This window comes from Komagataeibacter sp. NFXK3 (assembly GCF_054182245.1).
Genome location: NZ_JAPIVJ010000001.1, coordinates 256401 through 272230, shown reverse-complemented (window position 1 = coordinate 272230; position 15830 = coordinate 256401). Strand labels below are relative to the sequence as shown.

14 protein-coding genes are annotated in these 15830 nt (G+C 64.7%); 10 read left to right on the top strand and 4 right to left on the bottom strand.

Annotated elements, in window-relative coordinates; genetic code table 11:
• Positions 1-116: 116 nt before the first annotated feature.
• From OQZ28_RS01325 to OQZ28_RS01315, 3 genes are all read right to left on the bottom strand, one after another.
• Entirely contained in the window at positions 117-1058 is a 942-nt protein-coding gene (locus OQZ28_RS01325) for a hypothetical protein (protein WP_458134928.1), read from the bottom strand.
• A gap of 66 nt (positions 1059-1124) precedes the next feature.
• Complete coding sequence (locus tag OQZ28_RS01320) at positions 1125-2396, bottom strand: AAA family ATPase (RefSeq protein WP_159261302.1); 1272 nt, start codon at positions 2394-2396, stop codon at positions 1125-1127.
• The gene (locus tag OQZ28_RS01315; protein ID WP_130732157.1) at positions 2393-3031 is read right to left on the bottom strand and encodes a hypothetical protein; all 639 of its coding nucleotides are present in this window, start codon (positions 3029-3031) and stop codon (positions 2393-2395) included. Before OQZ28_RS01315 ends, OQZ28_RS01320 begins: the two co-directional genes overlap by 4 nt.
• 130 nt (positions 3032-3161) lie before the next feature.
• On the opposite strand from OQZ28_RS01315, the gene rimP reads away from it, so the two are divergent.
• From rimP to OQZ28_RS01285, 6 genes are read left to right on the top strand one after another with little or no spacing between them, the layout of a single operon-like run.
• A complete protein-coding gene (gene rimP, locus OQZ28_RS01310) occupies positions 3162-3827 on the top strand; it encodes a ribosome maturation factor RimP (protein WP_165399185.1) in 666 nt (221 codons plus the stop codon).
• Between the two features lie 20 nt (positions 3828-3847).
• Positions 3848-5386 (top strand): transcription termination factor NusA, encoded by a 1539-nt coding sequence (gene nusA / locus OQZ28_RS01305; RefSeq protein WP_130732154.1) that lies wholly within the window; start codon positions 3848-3850, stop codon positions 5384-5386.
• Between the two features lie 34 nt (positions 5387-5420).
• Positions 5421-6053 carry an RNA-binding protein gene (locus OQZ28_RS01300; RefSeq protein WP_458134927.1) on the top strand — a complete coding sequence of 211 codons (633 nt, stop codon included), beginning with the start codon at positions 5421-5423 and terminating at the stop codon, positions 6051-6053.
• Complete coding sequence (gene infB / locus OQZ28_RS01295; RefSeq protein WP_130732150.1) at positions 6050-8743, top strand: translation initiation factor IF-2; 2694 nt, start codon at positions 6050-6052, stop codon at positions 8741-8743. Before OQZ28_RS01300 ends, infB begins: the two co-directional genes overlap by 4 nt.
• Entirely contained in the window at positions 8740-9195 is a 456-nt protein-coding gene (gene rbfA, locus OQZ28_RS01290; protein WP_408884468.1) for a 30S ribosome-binding factor RbfA, read from the top strand. The genes infB and rbfA overlap by 4 nt, the downstream gene beginning before the upstream one ends.
• 6 nt (positions 9196-9201) lie before the next feature.
• Complete coding sequence (locus OQZ28_RS01285; RefSeq protein ID WP_458134926.1) at positions 9202-9351, top strand: hypothetical protein; 150 nt, start codon at positions 9202-9204, stop codon at positions 9349-9351.
• A gap of 9 nt (positions 9352-9360) precedes the next feature.
• Here the strand turns inward: OQZ28_RS01285 and OQZ28_RS01280 are convergent, their stop codons facing one another.
• A complete protein-coding gene (locus OQZ28_RS01280) occupies positions 9361-10332 on the bottom strand; it encodes an MlaD family protein (RefSeq protein ID WP_458134925.1) in 972 nt (323 codons plus the stop codon).
• A gap of 251 nt (positions 10333-10583) precedes the next feature.
• Between OQZ28_RS01280 and truB the strand changes: the two genes are divergently transcribed.
• The 4 genes from truB (at position 10584) to OQZ28_RS01260 (ending at position 15752) form a co-directional block, all read left to right on the top strand.
• A complete protein-coding gene (gene truB / locus OQZ28_RS01275; protein WP_458134924.1) occupies positions 10584-11504 on the top strand; it encodes a tRNA pseudouridine(55) synthase TruB in 921 nt (306 codons plus the stop codon).
• Positions 11505-11528: 24 nt separating this feature from the next.
• Positions 11529-11798, top strand: coding sequence for a 30S ribosomal protein S15 (rpsO, locus tag OQZ28_RS01270; protein WP_061274462.1), 270 nt, complete (start codon positions 11529-11531; stop codon positions 11796-11798).
• A gap of 304 nt (positions 11799-12102) precedes the next feature.
• A complete protein-coding gene (pnp, locus tag OQZ28_RS01265) occupies positions 12103-14241 on the top strand; it encodes a polyribonucleotide nucleotidyltransferase (protein ID WP_458134923.1) in 2139 nt (712 codons plus the stop codon).
• 92 nt (positions 14242-14333) lie between these two features.
• Positions 14334-15752 (top strand): NAD(P)H-dependent flavin oxidoreductase, encoded by a 1419-nt coding sequence (locus OQZ28_RS01260; RefSeq protein ID WP_130732144.1) that lies wholly within the window; start codon positions 14334-14336, stop codon positions 15750-15752.
• The last annotated feature ends 78 nt before the right edge of the window (positions 15753-15830 follow it).

Below are 15830 nucleotides of genomic sequence, written 5' to 3'. Positions count from 1 at the left end.
ATATTGATAAAAAACAACAAAAGTCTTTGGTGAAGCTTTTTTCAAAAAGCTTCAGAGGAACGCCGCCTTTTTGGAAAAAGGCGGCACCCAAGAACGTTCCGGGTTTCAGGCCCCGTTCAGTCCAGCGGGTTGCCCTCGCCGGGGCGGGGGGCTGCCGGGTCAACCGAAAGCCGGGCGCGCTGCTCGTCGCTCGAGGCCAGCATGTCGCTGTTGAAGCCATCATGCAGCACCGGCGCCCAGCCTGCCATCCATGTATTCATGTGCTTGACGAAGGTGTCCGCGGCCGGTTGCTGCGCCAGCGCGTCCTTGGTCCAGAAATCAGGCGAGCGCAGGATCTTGGTATCGTTGACATTGACGGGGTTGAGATAGATCGTCACCGTCTCCGCATTCATGTTGTCATCGGTGGCGGGCGTGCTGTTGACCCAGTTCGCCCTGAGCATGACCGGCGGCAGCACGAAGCCTTCCTGCTGCAGTCGCCCGGCAATGACGTTCATGTGGTTGATCGAGGCCGGATCAACCAGACGCGTGAACCAGCATTCCGTCATGGGCGGGTGACTGGCCCCGACATGCGACATGTAGTTGCGGTCGTCATGGCATTCTATGTCCATCGGCGGGCTGGCCACGTCCGGTACCGGCTGTGTCGTGCCCTTGGCCACGATCAGGCCGGTCACGACATGGCCCTGCACCCGCACCAGGACATTTTCCAGCAATTCGCCATGCGGGCCTTCGATCACGTTGATGATCGGGTGCCATACGCCTGCGGGCAGCGGCAGGATGCGCCCGGCAAACGGAATGGCCTTGGTCAGCCTGTCGGTCATGGGCATCATGGTCACGACCCCATCGCCCGGGCTGCCGCCACCGGGCTGGTCACCATCGGCCGGTGCGTCCTGCATGCCCAGGCGGTTATGGATGGCCGTGGCGATCTGCGCCAGCCGGGGCAGCCTGCGCGTAAGATAGGCTGGCGGGAAGACGAACGTCAGCACCACGAAGGGCAAAATGAGATACAAGCACAGCCGCCATAGCGGCGCACGATACCAGAGGCGCGAAAAAGCGGACATTCAGCAGGCCATGCCTTTCGCCATGCGGGAGGCCACGGGGGCAGGGCGGAACAGCGCGGCCATGGGTCAGGAACTGATCCGGGCCTGCTGCGCGTCGCTCTTGTCCGCGATTTCGGCCACGATGCCATCTTCGTTCTGCACCACGCGCACCAGCTTGGCGCCCTGCTGGCGGGCGGTGATGAGCGAGTCGCTGATCATGTCCTCGATCGAGCGGGCCAGGTCGCGCGCGCTGGCGGCGGGGCCCATGCGGTCCTGGCGGCGCATGACCTCGAACAGCAGGGCGGGATCGATGCCCCCGGTCTCGACCTTGAGACCATAGCTGTCGATCATCGACTCGATTTCCAGCGCGGAAACGCGGGCGATATCCAGTCCTTCGAGCGGGCGGAACACAAAGATGCGGTCCAGGCGGTTCAGCACTTCGGGCGCAAAGCCTGCCTGGCGCAGCGCCTCGACCGACTCGGCGCGCATCTTGTCGGGTTCATCGGCCAGCCGGTCCGCGATCTCGGACAGCGCATCGGTGGCGATGTTCGAGGTCAGGATGAAGATGCAGCGCACGGTCGAGATCTGCTGCCCCGTCGAGGCCTCGGTTACGTGCCCGTCATTCCATGCGGTGAGGAATTTCTTGAACACATCGGGATGCGCCTTCTCGATTTCATCGAGCAGCACCACCGCATCGGGCTTTTCCTTCAGGCCGCCGGTCAGCTTGCCGTAGGTGTCCGAGCCGACATACCCCTTGGGTGAGCCGAACAGCTGCGTTGCGGCATGCGGCGAGCTCATCTGCGTCATGTCGAAGTTGAGCAGCGGGCGATCGAGCTGGCGGGCGAGCTGCTTGGCAAGATAGGTCTTGCCCGTGCCCGGCGGCCCTGCCAGCAGGAAGATCCCTACCGGCTTGCCGCGCACCTGCAGCGCCAGGCGGCGGCGCAGCTGGGTTGCCACGTCCTCGCATACCTGGTCCTGCCCGATCACGCGCGCGCGCAGGCTGGCTGCGAGTTCCTCGGCATCGATCACGGTTTCTTTCTGTTCGCGCGCCAGCATTTCTTCAAGTGCGCTACGATTTGTCAGCCTGGCCAGTACGTCCATCATCCATCCCCGTCTGCGTCGGATTCCCTTGCGGGCGAGTTTCTCGGCCCGGCTCTCGAACCACAGCCCGCTCAGCGCCAGCAGGGCGCTCGCCGCCGCTATGACCGGATAGGCCGGTGCGCACCATTCCATGAAATGCCGTATGCTGGCGAGCGAAAGATGCAACGCCATCGCGGCCTGAAAACTGCCGAGCACCAGGAAAATGACCATGGCGATCGGCACGACCCGTTCCATCAGGATCGGATAGAGCGGCTTCATTGCACCACAACCCCGATGACAAGATGGGCCCCGCGCATCAGCACCGGCAGCGGTGTGGGCCCCGGCACGAACACCGCCCCGGCATGCACGCCCATCGGGCCGGGGTCGCCCGCCGGCGTAATCGACACATCGCCTGCGATGCGGATGGGCAGGATCACGCTGCGGGGCTGCGGCCCGAGATGCACGGTCTGCACGAGACCAAGGGATTCCACGTTCACGACTGCTCCGCTGCCTGTCATGTCATACATCGGCATGTCGGCGAGTATGATCTCGCGCCGCCGCAACGCCGCCATGATCTCGGCCTGCTGCTGCAACGTAAAGCTGGTCTGGCGCAGCATGTCCGCCGCGCGCTCGGGCGAGATCATGGGCATTTCGCCCATCATGTCGGGCTTGCCCTGCACCGGCGCGTTGAGTGTCAGGTGATTGCCGCCACCGCCCCGGCCGCCGCCAGCCTCGGCCGCGACGGGGGGCGTCTGGCTGCCGCTGCCGCCCTCCTGCGGGGTCAGGAACCCGCCTGCGCCCAGGCCCCCGCCTGCCACGACGGCCGCGATCAGCCCCACCACGACCAGCTTGCGGCTGGATGGGCGTTCGCTGCGTTCCCGTGTCGGTTCCGGCGGGGAGGGCGTGGGCATCATGCGTACATAATGCGGGCGAGGCGGGGAGAATGGCAAGACGTTAAGAGAGAGGAAATGTAACCCCCGCGTGCCCATATAGTCCTTGCGGTCAGGCATGGCGTGACCTATGTTGCCGGTTATTCCTTCATCTATGGTTTTTTCTTTGGGGGGTGGCCGCAGGGCTGCCTTTTTTGCATTGGACGCTGATCTGCCTTTCCTGTCGGGCCTTGATGCCCGCATCGCCGCAATGGTCGCCCCGGCGCTGGCCGACATGGGGTTCGACCTCGTGCGCGTGGCGGTGCTGGGCCGCGAGTCCCCTACCGTGCAGATCATGGCGGACCGTGCTGATGGCACGCTCCTGCTCATTGAGGACTGCGAGCAGATCAGCCATGCGGTTGGCGCGATACTGGACGTGGAAGACCCGCTGCCCGGCGCATGGACGCTGGAGGTCTCATCCCCCGGCATCGACCGCCCCCTAACCCGTGCGAAGGACTGGGAGCGGTTTGCCGGCCACCTTGCCCGCGCCGAGATGAACATGCCCGTTGAAGGCCGCAAGCGCTTTGCCGGGATCGTGCTCGGCGCGCGCGAGGGCCATGGCCTGATGCGGCTTGATGACGGGAGCGAGGTTGCGCTGCCTTTTGCCGAGATGCGCAAGGCGCGCCTTGTCCTGACCGATGAACTGATCGCGGCGAGCGCCCGGATGATGAAGCCGGCCGCAAGCCCCGAGGAGACTGGCCTGGAGGAAGATCCTTCCCCGGCTGAAGACCGCAAGCCCGGTGTTAAGTCGGGTCGCAAGTCGGCCCGCAAGGCCAATTGAACGATGTTGTGGAGACACTGATGGATACGTCCGTTGCCCGTCCCGAACTGCTGCTGGTGGCCGATGCCGTAGCGCGGGAAAAGTCGATTGACCGCGAGGAAGTGCTCGAAGCGATGGAGCAGGCCATCCAGAAGGCCGGCCGCGCGAAATACGGTCATGAAAAGGATATCCGCGCCACCATCGACCGCCGCACCGGCGATGTGCGCCTGTCGCGCTGGACCGAGGCGGTCGAGGCGGTGGAGAACGAGGAAACCCAGATCCCGCTCTACATCGCGCGCAAGTTCAAGCCCGAGATCCAGCTTGGCGAATACCTGATCGACCCGCTGCCGCCCATCGATTTCGGGCGCATCGCGGCGCAGACGGCCAAGCAGGTCATTGTCCAGCGCGTGCGTGAGTATGAGCGCCGCCGCCAGTTCAATGACTTCAAGGACCGCGTGGGCGAGATCGTCAACGGCACCGTCAAGCGCACGGAATATGGCAACCTGCTCGTCGAGATCGGCGATGCCGAGGCCCTGCTGCGCCGTGACGAGCTGATCCCGCGTGAAAGCTTCCGCAACTCCGACCGCGTGCGCGCCTATATCTATGACGTGCGCGACGAGCCGCGTGGCCCGCAGATCTTTCTTTCGCGCACGCATCCGGCGTTCCTCGCCAAGCTGTTCGCGCAGGAAGTGCCCGAGATCTATGATGGCATCATCGAGATCAAGGCCGTGGCGCGTGACCCCGGTTCGCGTGCCAAGATGGCCGTCATCTCGCGTGATGCCTCGATCGATCCGGTCGGTGCCTGCGTGGGCGTGCGTGGCCGCCGCGTGCAGGAAGTGGTCAAGGAACTCCAGGGCGAGAAGATCGATATCATTCCCTGGAGCCCGCAGGCCGCGACCTTCGTGGTCAACGCGCTTGCGCCGGCTGAAGTCAGCAAGGTGGTGATGGATGAGGAAGCGGGTCGCGTCGAGGTTGTTGTGCCCGATGACCAGCTCAGCTTGGCCATTGGCCGCCGCGGCCAGAACGTGCGCCTTGCCAGCCAGCTTACGCGCTGGGACATCGACATCCTGACCGAGGCCGAGGAATCGGAGCGCCGCCAGGAAGAATTCCGCCGCCGCAGCAACCTGTTTGTTGAAGCGCTGGACGTGGATGACGTGATCGCGGGCCTGCTGGTGACCGAAGGCTTCCATTCCATCGAGGAACTGGCTTTTGCCGACCCCGAGGAACTGGCCAACATCGAAGGCTTTGACGAGGACGTGGCCAGCGAACTGGTCCGCCGCGCCGAAGGCTATCTGGCCGGCCAGGAAGAGGAACTCGACACCAAGCGCCGCACGCTGGGCGTGAGCGATGATATCGCCGTGCTGGGCGTGTTCACCAACCAGATGCTGGTGACGCTGGGTGAAAAGGGCGTGAAGACGCTGGATGACCTAGCCGATCTGGCCGGTGACGAACTCGTCGAGATCCTGGGCAGCGATGCCATTGACGAGGACGCGGCCAACGAGATCATCATGGCGGCGCGCGCCCACTGGTTCGATGATGATGAGGCGAAGCCCGCGCAAGAGGAGACGTCCGACGTCTGAGCAAACCGACCTGAACGTGCAGGGGCCGGACGGCATGGAGCCTGAAGAGCGCGGGCCGCTGCGCCGTTGCGCCGTGACCCGGCTCCGGCTCCCCAAGGAGGAAATGATCCGGTTTGTCATTTCCCCCGATGGAGTCGTGATCCCTGATCTGGCCGCACGGCTGCCCGGACGGGGAATTTGGTTGAGCGCACGCGCGGATGTGCTAGAAACAGCACGCACACGCGGCGTATTTGCCCGCGCGGCGAGGGGAAGGGTTGTTATTCCCCCTGACCTGACCCATCTTGTGCGAGATGGGCTGCTGCGGCGCATGATGGATGTCGCGGGGCTGGCACGGCGGGCCGGGCAGATTGTCTGTGGTTTCGCCAAGGTGCGTGAGTGGGTTGTGGGCGGTCGTGCCGGTCTGGTCATACAGGCCGCCGATGGCAGCCCCGACGAGAGGAAGAGAGTTTTGTCTGGTGCACGGGAACTGCCGGTTGTGGCTGTTCCTACGGCATCGGGTCTGGGTGCGGCATTTGGCCGCGACCATGTTGTTCATGCAGCGATTCTGCATGGTGAACTGGCGCGCCGTTTCCGTATCGAGAGTGAACGTTTTGCGGGTCTGTCCGGCAGGATTGGCCCGAATTCGGCGGATCGTTCCGCCGGACGGTGTGAACAGGCGGGTACATGAGCGAAGGCAACGATCAGGATCAGGGTAAGGGACGCTTGTCTCTGCGGCCGGCGGGCCGCAGGGAGGTCGGACGGACGGTGGATGCCGGTTCCGTGCGACAGAGCTTCAGCCATGGTCGTTCAAAGGTGGTTCAGGTCGAGGTGCGCAAGAAGCGCGGGGCCGGGGCCGCAGGTAACGGATCGGGGCCGGCTGGCGGTCGCGCCGGTGGTCGGGGCGGTCGCGCGCTGACGGCAGCGGAACTGGCGACACGCCAGCGCGTGCTCGATGAGCAGCGTCGCGCCGCCATCCAGCGTGAGAAAGAGGCCCGCGAGCAGGAGAAGATCACGATCCTCTCCGCCGCGGAGGAAGCCCGCCGCGCTGAAGAGGAAAATGCCCGCCGTGCTGAAGAAGAGGCACGCGCCAAGGCAGATGCCGCAGCCGCGGTCGAGGAAGCCCGCAAGCAGGAAGCCAGCAGCGCACCGGCTCCCGCGGCACCCGACTCGACAGATCCGGCAGGTCCGGTTGTCTCGTCCGTGCCCATTCCGGGTGAAGTGACGCTGGCGCCGCCCATGCAGCGCCTGCGCCCGCTGGCCGAGCGCGCGATCATGCCCGCCCAGCCGCTGCGGCCGTCGCGGCCCGCTGGTGGTGGTGCGGCTACTACGGCACGCCCCGCAGGCGGTGCTGGCGAGACGCTGCGCCTGCGCACGGGCCGTGCGGATGGCGGCGAGGAAGAACGTCGCCCCAGCCGTCGCCCCGGCAATGCCGTGCCGAACCGCCGCCCCTCGGGCGGCGCCAAGAAGAACAACGACAGCCGTCGCGCAGGCCGCATTGACGTGCAGGCCGCGATCGAAGGGGATGACGACAAGACCCGCTCGCTCGCCTCGGTCCGCCGCCAGCGTGAGCGTGAGCGCCGTCAGGCCGAGCTTGAGCGCCTGCGCTCCGACCAGGTGCGCGTGGTGCGCGATGTTGTTCTGCCCGAGAGCATTACGGTGCAGGAACTCGCCAACCGCATGGCCGCCCGCCAGGGCGAGGTCATCAAGGCGCTGATGAAGATGGGCGTGATGGCCACCGTGACCCAGTCGCTCGACGCGGACACGGCGGAACTGATCGTGCAGGAATTCGGCCATCGCGTGCGCCGTGTTTCCGACAGCGATGTCGAGATCGGCATCGAGGGCATCGAGGACAGCGAAGAAGACCTCATGCCCCGTCCGCCGGTCGTGACCGTGATGGGTCATGTCGATCACGGCAAGACCTCGCTGCTTGATGCGCTGCGCACGACCGATGTCGCCAATGGCGAAGCCGGTGGCATTACGCAGCATATCGGCGCGTATCAGGTCACGCTGGCCTCGGGTGCCAGGATCACCTTCATCGATACGCCGGGCCATGAGGCGTTTACCGCCATGCGTGCCCGTGGCGCCTCGGTGACCGACGTGGTCATTCTGGTAGTGGCGGCCGATGATGGCGTGATGCCGCAGACGATCGAAGCCATCAAGCATGCCAAGGCGGCTGATGCCCCGATCATCGTGGCCATCAACAAGTGCGACAAGCCGGGTGCGAACCCCGACCGCGTGCGCCAGGAACTGCTGAACCACGAGATCGTGGTGGAAAGCATGGGTGGCGATACGCAGGATGTCGAAGTCTCGGCGCTCAAGCGCACGGGTCTCGACAAGCTTGAGGAAGCGATCCTGCTGCAGGCCGAAATCCTTGACCTCAAGGCCAATCCCGACCGGGTGGCCGAGGGCTCGGTGATTGAAAGCCGCCTTGACCGTGGGCGTGGCCCGGTTGCGACCGTGCTGGTCCAGAAGGGCACGCTGCGCCGCACCGACATCGTGGTGGCCGGGGCCGAATGGGGCCGCGTGCGCGCCATGATCGACGACCGCAACCGCCAGCTTGGCGAGGCGGGTCCGTCCATGCCGGTGGAAATCCTGGGCATTACCGGGGTTCCGGGCGCAGGCGAGCCGTTCGTGGTGGTGGAAAACGAGAATCGCGCCCGCGAAATCTCCGAGTTCCGCCAGCGCGTGATCAAGGAGCGCATGGCCGCTGGCCAGACTGCCGCACGCGGCACGCTCGACCAGATGCTCGCCCGCATCCAGGCAGGCGCGCAGAAGGAAGTCGCGGTTCTGATCAAGGCCGATGTCCAGGGTTCGGCGGAGGCGCTTGAAGCCACCGTGCAGAAGCTTGAGCATGAGGAAGTCAAGATCCGCGTGCTCAACGCGACCGTGGGCCAGATTACGGAAAGCGATGTGCAGCTTGCCAAGGCATCGGGCGCGATCATCATCGCGTTCAATGTCCGCGCGACTGCACAGGCCCGTGAGCTTGCACAGCGCGAAGGCGTTGACATCCGCTACTACTCGATCATCTACCAGGTGGCAGATGACGTGGAGCAGCTGGTGCGTGGCAAGATCGCGCCCAAGCATCGTGAGAAGTTCCTGGGTTATGCCGAGATCCGCAAGGTTTTCGAAATTACCAAGGTTGGCAAGGTTGCCGGTTGCTACGTGACCGAAGGCGTGGTCAAGCGTGGCTGTGGCGTGCGCCTGCTGCGTGACAACGTCGTGATCCATGAAGGCGATCTGAGCCAGCTCAAGCGCTTCAAGGATGACGTGAAGGAAGTGGCGCGCGGTTACGAATGCGGCCTGTCCTTTGCCGGGTATAATGACCTGCGCGAGGGTGACGTGGTCGAGTGTTATGAAATGGAACTCGTCCCGGCATGAGCCGTAATTCATCCAGAAAAGGGATGAGCGAGAGCGGGCCGGCAGGGAAACTTGCCGGCCATTCCGCGTCTGGTCCCTCGCAGCGCCAGCTGCGCGTGGCGGAAGAAGTCCGTCGCGTGCTGGCGGAGATATTTGCCCGCACCGAATTCCGTGACCCGGATCTGGCTGATGTGCGCATTACGGTCACCGAAGTGCGTATCTCGCCCGATCTCAAGCATGCCACGGTTTTCGTAGCCCGCCTAGGTCGGAGCGATGTGGCGGAACTGCTGCCCGCGCTCAAGCGCGTGACGCCGTTCCTGCGCACCCGCCTGTCGCATGCGCTCAGGCTGCGCGGCGTGCCGGACCTGCACTTCCAGCCCGATACGGCGCTCGATTACGCCATGGAAGTCGATACCATGCTGCGCCAGCCTGAAGTGCAGCGCGACCTTGAGGGTGATGAGGGAACAGAATAAAAGTTCTTGGTGAAGCGCGTACGGAAAGCTTCAAAAAATGCCGCCTTTGTAAAAAAAGACGGCATCCAGAAATATTTATTCCTGAAAAGTCAGTTCATGGAAAAGGCCGGTTGGGGCAATACCCTGACCGGCCTTTTTCACAATGCGGGCGGGTGAAACGCCCGGTCAGTTGCGCCGTCCCATGAGCAGGAGCTGGGGGTTGCGCTCCACGTCGGTCGCGAACCCGCGCAGGGCGGCGGCGGCGGCGGCAAGGTCACGCAGTGACGAATCGATATTGGAGCGGTCAGCCGAACTCGGGGCGGTAATGTCATGCAGCCCGGCCAGAGCGCCGCGGGCCTCGGTTACCGTATCGTTGGAGTTGACCAGCAGCGTGTGCAGTTCGCCGCCACGCGCATCAAGCTGGGCGGTGCCGGTATCGGCCAGATGGTCGATGGAGGCCAACGTGGTGTCCAGGCGCTTGTCGAGGTCGCGGATGGTATCGGTCGCGGTGTCAACGGTCACGCGCGTATGGTCGGATGTGTCGCGCACGCTATCCACCAGCGGCGGCAGGTCCTTGTCCAGCTTGTCGGCCAGGGTGCGGATGCTGACCAGCATGGCGTCGGCATTGTTGGCGATGTTCTTGAGCGGCAGGGCCGTCAGGGCATCGGTCAGCTTCTGCATTTCCGATTCGCGGGTCGGGATCTCGATCAGCGAGCTCAGGCCGGGATGCAGGTGGGCGGGGATGCCGGGGTCGAAGGTCAGGTCGATCTCTTCCTGCCCGGTCACGAAGCTCTGCATGTGCAGCTCCGCGCGCAGCCCGTTTTCAATCAGCTTTGGCAGTTCGTTGGCATCGAGCGCGCGACCGTGCGAGCCTGCCATGCGCGCGCCATTGGCCTCGAGTTCCACCGTGACCGGAATATAGGCCTGATGGGTCTGGGGGTCGAACTGAACGGCGATGTGGTCCACATGGCCCACCTGCACGCCATCGAACGTGACCGGCGCGCCCACGCCCAGCCCGTTGATGGGGCTGTCAAAAACGACCACGGCGCGGTTGGTGGGCGAAAAGGGATGAAACTGTCCGAACAACGCTATGGCCGTCACACCAAGCAGGGCTCCACCCAACACAAATGCACCGACCGTGGTCTGCCGTTCAGCCATGGTGTTCAGGACTCCCTAGACGCGGAATGAAAATACTGTGGCACACGGTTATCCATGCATCCGTTTGCTGCAAGATGGCACTCCATGCCCCGTTGGCCAAGCAGGCTGGGGGGATGGCAGGCATGTGCCCGCCCTAACCTTTTAACATGTGTGGCGCAGGCGGCCAGCCCCCGTGGCTCAATGGGGCATTGAAGTGCATGCGTGCCTCGTCTAAACGCACGGCACTCCCATTCCCTGCAAGGTGCCGTGCAATGCGACGCAGACGTGGCCGCCCGCTTGACGGCTGGCTGATCATCGACAAGCCCCTGGGCATGACCTCCACGCAGGTGGTTGGCCGCGCGCGCTACCTGTTCGATGCCGCCAAGGCCGGGCATGGCGGCACGCTCGACCCGCTGGCCACCGGCCTGCTCCCCATAGCCTTCGGCAAGGCCACCAAGACGGTGCCCTACATCATGGATGGCACCAAGCGCTACCACTTCACCCTGCGCATCGGCGAGGCGCGCGATAGTGATGATGCCGAGGGTGCGGTTACCGCCACATCGGACGTGCGGCCCGACAATGCCGCGTTCGAGGCTGCCCTTGCCGCCTTCCGCGGCGAGATCATGCAGGTGCCCCCGGTGTTCTCTGCACTCAAGGTGGGCGGCCAGCGCTCTTATGACATGGCGCGCGCGGGCAATGCCCCCGAACTCGTACCACGGCCCGCGCGCATCGACCGCTTCGAGCTGATTGCCCGGCCTGATGCCGATACGGCAGTGTTCGAGGTGGAATCGGGCAAGGGGGTGTACATGCGCGCCCTCGCGCGTGACATTGCGCTGGCCTGCGGCACGGTGGGGCATGTGGCGGCGCTGCGGCGGCTGAACGTGGGGCCATTTGATGAATCCCATGCGATTCCGCTGGACAAAATTGTCGCAAGCGCCGACAACGCGCCTGCCCCACCGGATCTGCTGCTTCCGGTCGCGACCGCGCTGGCCGACATCCCGGCGCTGGCCCTGACCCGTGAGGAAGCGGATGCCCTGTCATTTGGCCAGGTGATCGACCTGGACCGGCTGGCAGGCCGGATGCCCGCGCACACCGACCCCCGCAGCGGGGTCGTGCGTGCGATGGATGGGGCGCGCGTGGTCGGGCTGTGCCGCCCCGAGGGCGGCGTGCTGCGATCAGTGCGCATGCTGTGAACCGAATGATCAATGGAGAGAATGATGTCGATTACTGCCGAACGCCGCACGGCGCTTATTGGTGAATACCGCAACGCCGCTACCGATACCGGCTCGCCGGAAGTGCAGGTCGCCCTGCTGACCGAGCGGATCGTGAACCTGACCGACCATCTCAAGACCCACGCGAAGGATTTCCATTCCCGCCGTGGCCTGCTGATGCTGGTTGGCCGCCGCCGCCGCCTGCTTGACTATGTCAAGCGCAAGGACGTGGCCCGTTACGAAACGCTGATCAAGCGCCTCGGCCTGCGTCGCTGATTTGCGACCGCGCGGGAGGGCGGGCATAATGCCCGCCTCCCGCGTGGCCCATGCGGGCATGGCGCGTGCACAGGCATGGCCATGCCCCGCAGGGCCGCATTTTTTCAGGCGCCCCTGACGGGCGCCGCCAACACGCTGCCGACGCCACGGCGGAGATGTCCGGACCGGATCGCAGCGTTTCAGGCCACATGGTGTTCTGGCGGTATGTGCCGCCATCGCTCCATGCCGTCCGAGGCGCTGCCATCATACGTTCCAATGTCCGGCCCGCCTGCATTGCGGCAGTCAACGGACAGGGTTTGTCTGGATGTTCAATTATTTTCGCAAGGAAATGGAATGGGGCGGTCGCCCGCTGGTGCTGGAAACGGGCAAGGTCGCCCGTCAGGCCGATGGCGCGGTGGTCGTAACCTATGGCGACACGGTGGTGCTGTGCACGGCCGTTGGCGCCAAAAGCGTCAAGCCGGGGCAGGACTTCTTCCCGCTTACGGTCAACTATCAGGAAAAGGCCTACGCGGCTGGCAAGATCCCCGGTGGCTTCTTCAAGCGTGAAGGCCGCCCGAGCGAGGCCGAGGTGCTGAACTCGCGCCTGATCGACCGCCCGCTGCGCCCGCTCTTCCCCGAGAACTTCCGCAATGAAGTTCAGGTCGTGGCCACCGTGCTCAGCCACGACATGGAAAATGATCCCGCCGTCGTGGCGCTGATCGGCTGCTCGGCGGCGCTGACGCTGTCGGGCATTCCGTTCTTCGGTCCGGTGGGCGCGGCCCGCGTCGGCTATTCCGATGGCAAATACGTGCTGAACCCGACCATCTCGCAGCTCAAGGACAGCGCGCTTGACCTGGTCGTGGCCGGCACTGCCGAAGGCGTGCTGATGGTCGAGTCCGAGGCGGTCGAGCTGTCCGAGGACGTGATGCTCGGCGCCGTGACGTTCGGCCACGAAGCCTTCCAGCCGGTGATCGACCTGATCATCGACCTCGCCGAAGATGCCGCCAAGGCCCCGTGGGACCTGGCCGAGCCGACGGCAGAGGAAATCAAGCTGCGCAAGAAGGTGGACAAGGCCGGTCGCGCCCTGATCGCCGAGGCTTACAAGGAACGCGCCAAGCAGGTGCGCTACAAGAAGGTCGCCGCCGCCCGTGAGGCGATCCTCGCCAAGATCGGCGAGGCCGAGGCCGACGCCGCCAAGCCGATGATCAAGGACCTCGAGGCCGATGTGGTGCGCACCGAGGTGCTCGACACCGGCTACCGCATCGATGGCCGTGACCTCGAGACGATCCGTCCGATCGTGTCCGAGGTTGGCATCCTGCCGCGCGCGCATGGCTCCGCCCTGTTCACCCGTGGCGAGACGCAGGCGCTGGTTGTCGCCACCCTCGGCACCGGCCAGGACGAGCAGATCGTGGACGCGCTGGAAGGCGAGTACCGCAACAACTTCATGCTGCACTACAACTTCCCCCCGTTCTCGGTGGGTGAGTGCGGGCGCATGGGCTCGCCGGGCCGCCGTGAAATCGGTCATGGCAAGCTGGCATGGCGCGCCATCCACCCGCTGCTGCCGGGCAAGGACACCTTCCCGTACACCATGCGCGTTGTGTCCGAGATCACGGAAAGCAACGGTTCGTCCTCCATGGCAACGGTGTGCGGCACATCGCTGGCGCTGATGGATGCGGGCGTGCCGCTCAAGCGCCCCGTGGCCGGTATCGCCATGGGCCTGATCAAGGAAGATGACGACTTCGCGGTTCTGTCCGACATCCTTGGTGATGAAGACCACCTTGGCGACATGGACTTCAAGGTGGCGGGCACCGAGCAGGGTGTGACCGCGCTGCAGATGGACATCAAGATCACGTCCATCACCCCCGAGATCATGAAGATCGCGCTGGGCCAGGCGCGCAATGGCCGCATGCACATCCTGGGCGAGATGGCCAAGGCGCTGACCGAAGGCCGCACGGATGTCTCCTCCTCCGCGCCGAAGATCACCACGATCTCCGTGCCGAAGGAAAAGATCCGTGATGTGATCGGCCAGGGCGGTAAAGTCATTCGTGAGATCGTTGAATATTCGGGTGCGAAGATCGATATCAACGATGACGGCACGATCATGATCGCCGCCTCCTCCGATGATCAGGCCGCCAAGGCCATCGAGCGGATCCGTGGCATCGTGGCTGAACCTGAAGTGGGCCACATCTACAACGGCAAGGTGGTCAAGACCGCCGATTTCGGGGCGTTCGTCAACTTCCTCGGCCCGCGTGATGGTCTGGTGCACATCTCCGAGCTGGGACAGGGCCGCGTTTCCAAGACGACGGACGTGGTCAAGCAGGGCGACGAGGTGAAGGTGAAGGTTCTGGGCTTTGATGACCGCGGCAAGGTGAAGCTGTCCATGCGCGTGGTTGATCAGGAAACCGGCGCCGACATCACCGAGACCGTGGGCGCCAAGCCCGGCCGTGCTCCCGCCGCACGCTAAGCGCGCGGTTCCGGCCTATAGACACCCCGGCCATCAAGGCGCGCCTGCCGGGCGCCCTTGTGGCCGGGTAGACACATGACGATGGAATGGTGATGAAGCCGATCAATGCGATCCGTATGGGCGGGACGGATATTCTGCCCCTGGTCGAGGGGGGGAAGGGCGTCTCGATCTCGACCGGCATTTCCGCCGGGCACTGGGCGGCAGCCGGGGGGGCGGGCACGGTCTCGATCGTGAACGCCGATTCCTATGATGCGGACGGCAACATCGTGCCGCAGGTCTATCACGGCAAGACCCGGCGCGAGCGCCATGAGGAACTTGTTGACTACGCCATTCGCGGCGGCATCGCCCAGGCCCGCATCGCGCACGAGATTGCCGGTGGCAGGGGCCGTATCCACGCCAATATCCTGTGGGAAATGGGCGGGGCGGAACGGGTCATCAATGGCGTGCTCGAAGGGGCGCCGGGCCTGATCCAGGGCCTGACCTGCGGCGCGGGCATGCCGTACCGCCTGTCGGACATCGCGGCGAAATTCGGCATTCATTACTACCCCATCGTCTCATCCGCCCGCGCGTTCAACGCCCTGTGGCGGCGGTCGTATCACAAGACCGCCGAACTGCTCGGCGCGGTGGTGTATGAAGACCCGTGGCGGGCGGGCGGGCATAATGGCCTGTCCAATACCGAGAACCCGCTGGCGCCGGAAGACCCGTTCCCCCGCGTGCTGGCGCTGCGCCAGCAGATGCGCGCCTTCGGGCTGAATGATACCCCCATCATCATGGCCGGTGGCGTGTGGTGGCTGGAGGAATGGCAGGACTGGATCGACAACCCCGAACTCGGGCCGATCGTGTTCCAGTTCGGCACCCGCCCGCTGCTTACACAGGAAAGCCCGATTCCGCAGGCATGGAAAGACCGCCTGCTGACGCTGAAGAAGGGGGATGTGTTCCTCAACCGCTTCTCGCCCACGGGTTTCTATTCCTCCGCCGTCAATAACAGCTTCCTGCGCGAGTTGCGCGGGCGCTCGGAGCGGCAGATCCCGTTCTCGCCCGAGGCACTGGGCGAGCACACCATGGCGCTTGCCATTGGCGCGCGCGGGCGGCAGGTGTTCGTCACCCCCGCCGATGGGCAGCGCGCCCATCTGTGGATGGAAGAAGGCCACACCGAGGCCATGCGCACGCCGGACAACACGCTGGTGTTCGTCTCGCCCGAACGCGCGCGTGAAATCCTGACCGACCAGGGCGCCTGCATGGGCTGCCTGTCGGAGTGCCGCTTTTCCAACTGGTCGCAGAAGCCGCCTGCCTATTCCAACGGGCACAAGGCAGACCCGCGTTCCTACTGCATCCAGAAAACCCTTCAGGATGCGGCGCACGCCCACGGGCCGGACCAGGCCGAGGTGATTGACCACAACCTCATGTTTGGCGGCACCAACGCGTGGCGGTTTGCCACCGACCCGTTCTATGCCAACGGCTTTGTGCCCACCGTGGCGCAGCTTCTCGAGCGGATCATGACCGGGCGCTAAGCCTGATCGGATCACGAAAAAAGGCCGGTGCCCGCATGGGACCGGCCTTTTTCAATAAAGACGTTTTTGGTGAAGCTT

What these genes read in the sequence shown, in the direction of transcription:
- rpsO (WP_061274462.1), top strand. Translation starts at nt 11,529, where the DNA reads ATGTCGATTACTGCCGAACGCCGCACGGCGCTTATTGGTGAATACCGC.
- infB (WP_130732150.1), top strand. Translation starts at nt 6,050, where the DNA reads ATGAGCGAAGGCAACGATCAGGATCAGGGTAAGGGACGCTTGTCTCTG.
- OQZ28_RS01300 (WP_458134927.1), top strand. Translation starts at nt 5,421, where the DNA reads ATGGAGCCTGAAGAGCGCGGGCCGCTGCGCCGTTGCGCCGTGACCCGG.
- OQZ28_RS01260 (WP_130732144.1), top strand. Translation starts at nt 14,334, where the DNA reads ATGAAGCCGATCAATGCGATCCGTATGGGCGGGACGGATATTCTGCCC.
- nusA (WP_130732154.1), top strand. Translation starts at nt 3,848, where the DNA reads ATGGATACGTCCGTTGCCCGTCCCGAACTGCTGCTGGTGGCCGATGCC.
- rimP (WP_165399185.1), top strand. Translation starts at nt 3,162, where the DNA reads ATGGTTTTTTCTTTGGGGGGTGGCCGCAGGGCTGCCTTTTTTGCATTG.
- rbfA (WP_408884468.1), top strand. Translation starts at nt 8,740, where the DNA reads ATGAGCCGTAATTCATCCAGAAAAGGGATGAGCGAGAGCGGGCCGGCA.
- OQZ28_RS01320 (WP_159261302.1), bottom strand. Translation starts at nt 2,396, where the DNA reads ATGAAGCCGCTCTATCCGATCCTGATGGAACGGGTCGTGCCGATCGCC.
- truB (WP_458134924.1), top strand. Translation starts at nt 10,584, where the DNA reads ATGCGACGCAGACGTGGCCGCCCGCTTGACGGCTGGCTGATCATCGAC.
- OQZ28_RS01280 (WP_458134925.1), bottom strand. Translation starts at nt 10,332, where the DNA reads ATGGCTGAACGGCAGACCACGGTCGGTGCATTTGTGTTGGGTGGAGCC.
- OQZ28_RS01325 (WP_458134928.1), bottom strand. Translation starts at nt 1,058, where the DNA reads ATGTCCGCTTTTTCGCGCCTCTGGTATCGTGCGCCGCTATGGCGGCTG.
- pnp (WP_458134923.1), top strand. Translation starts at nt 12,103, where the DNA reads ATGTTCAATTATTTTCGCAAGGAAATGGAATGGGGCGGTCGCCCGCTG.
- OQZ28_RS01315 (WP_130732157.1), bottom strand. Translation starts at nt 3,031, where the DNA reads ATGATGCCCACGCCCTCCCCGCCGGAACCGACACGGGAACGCAGCGAA.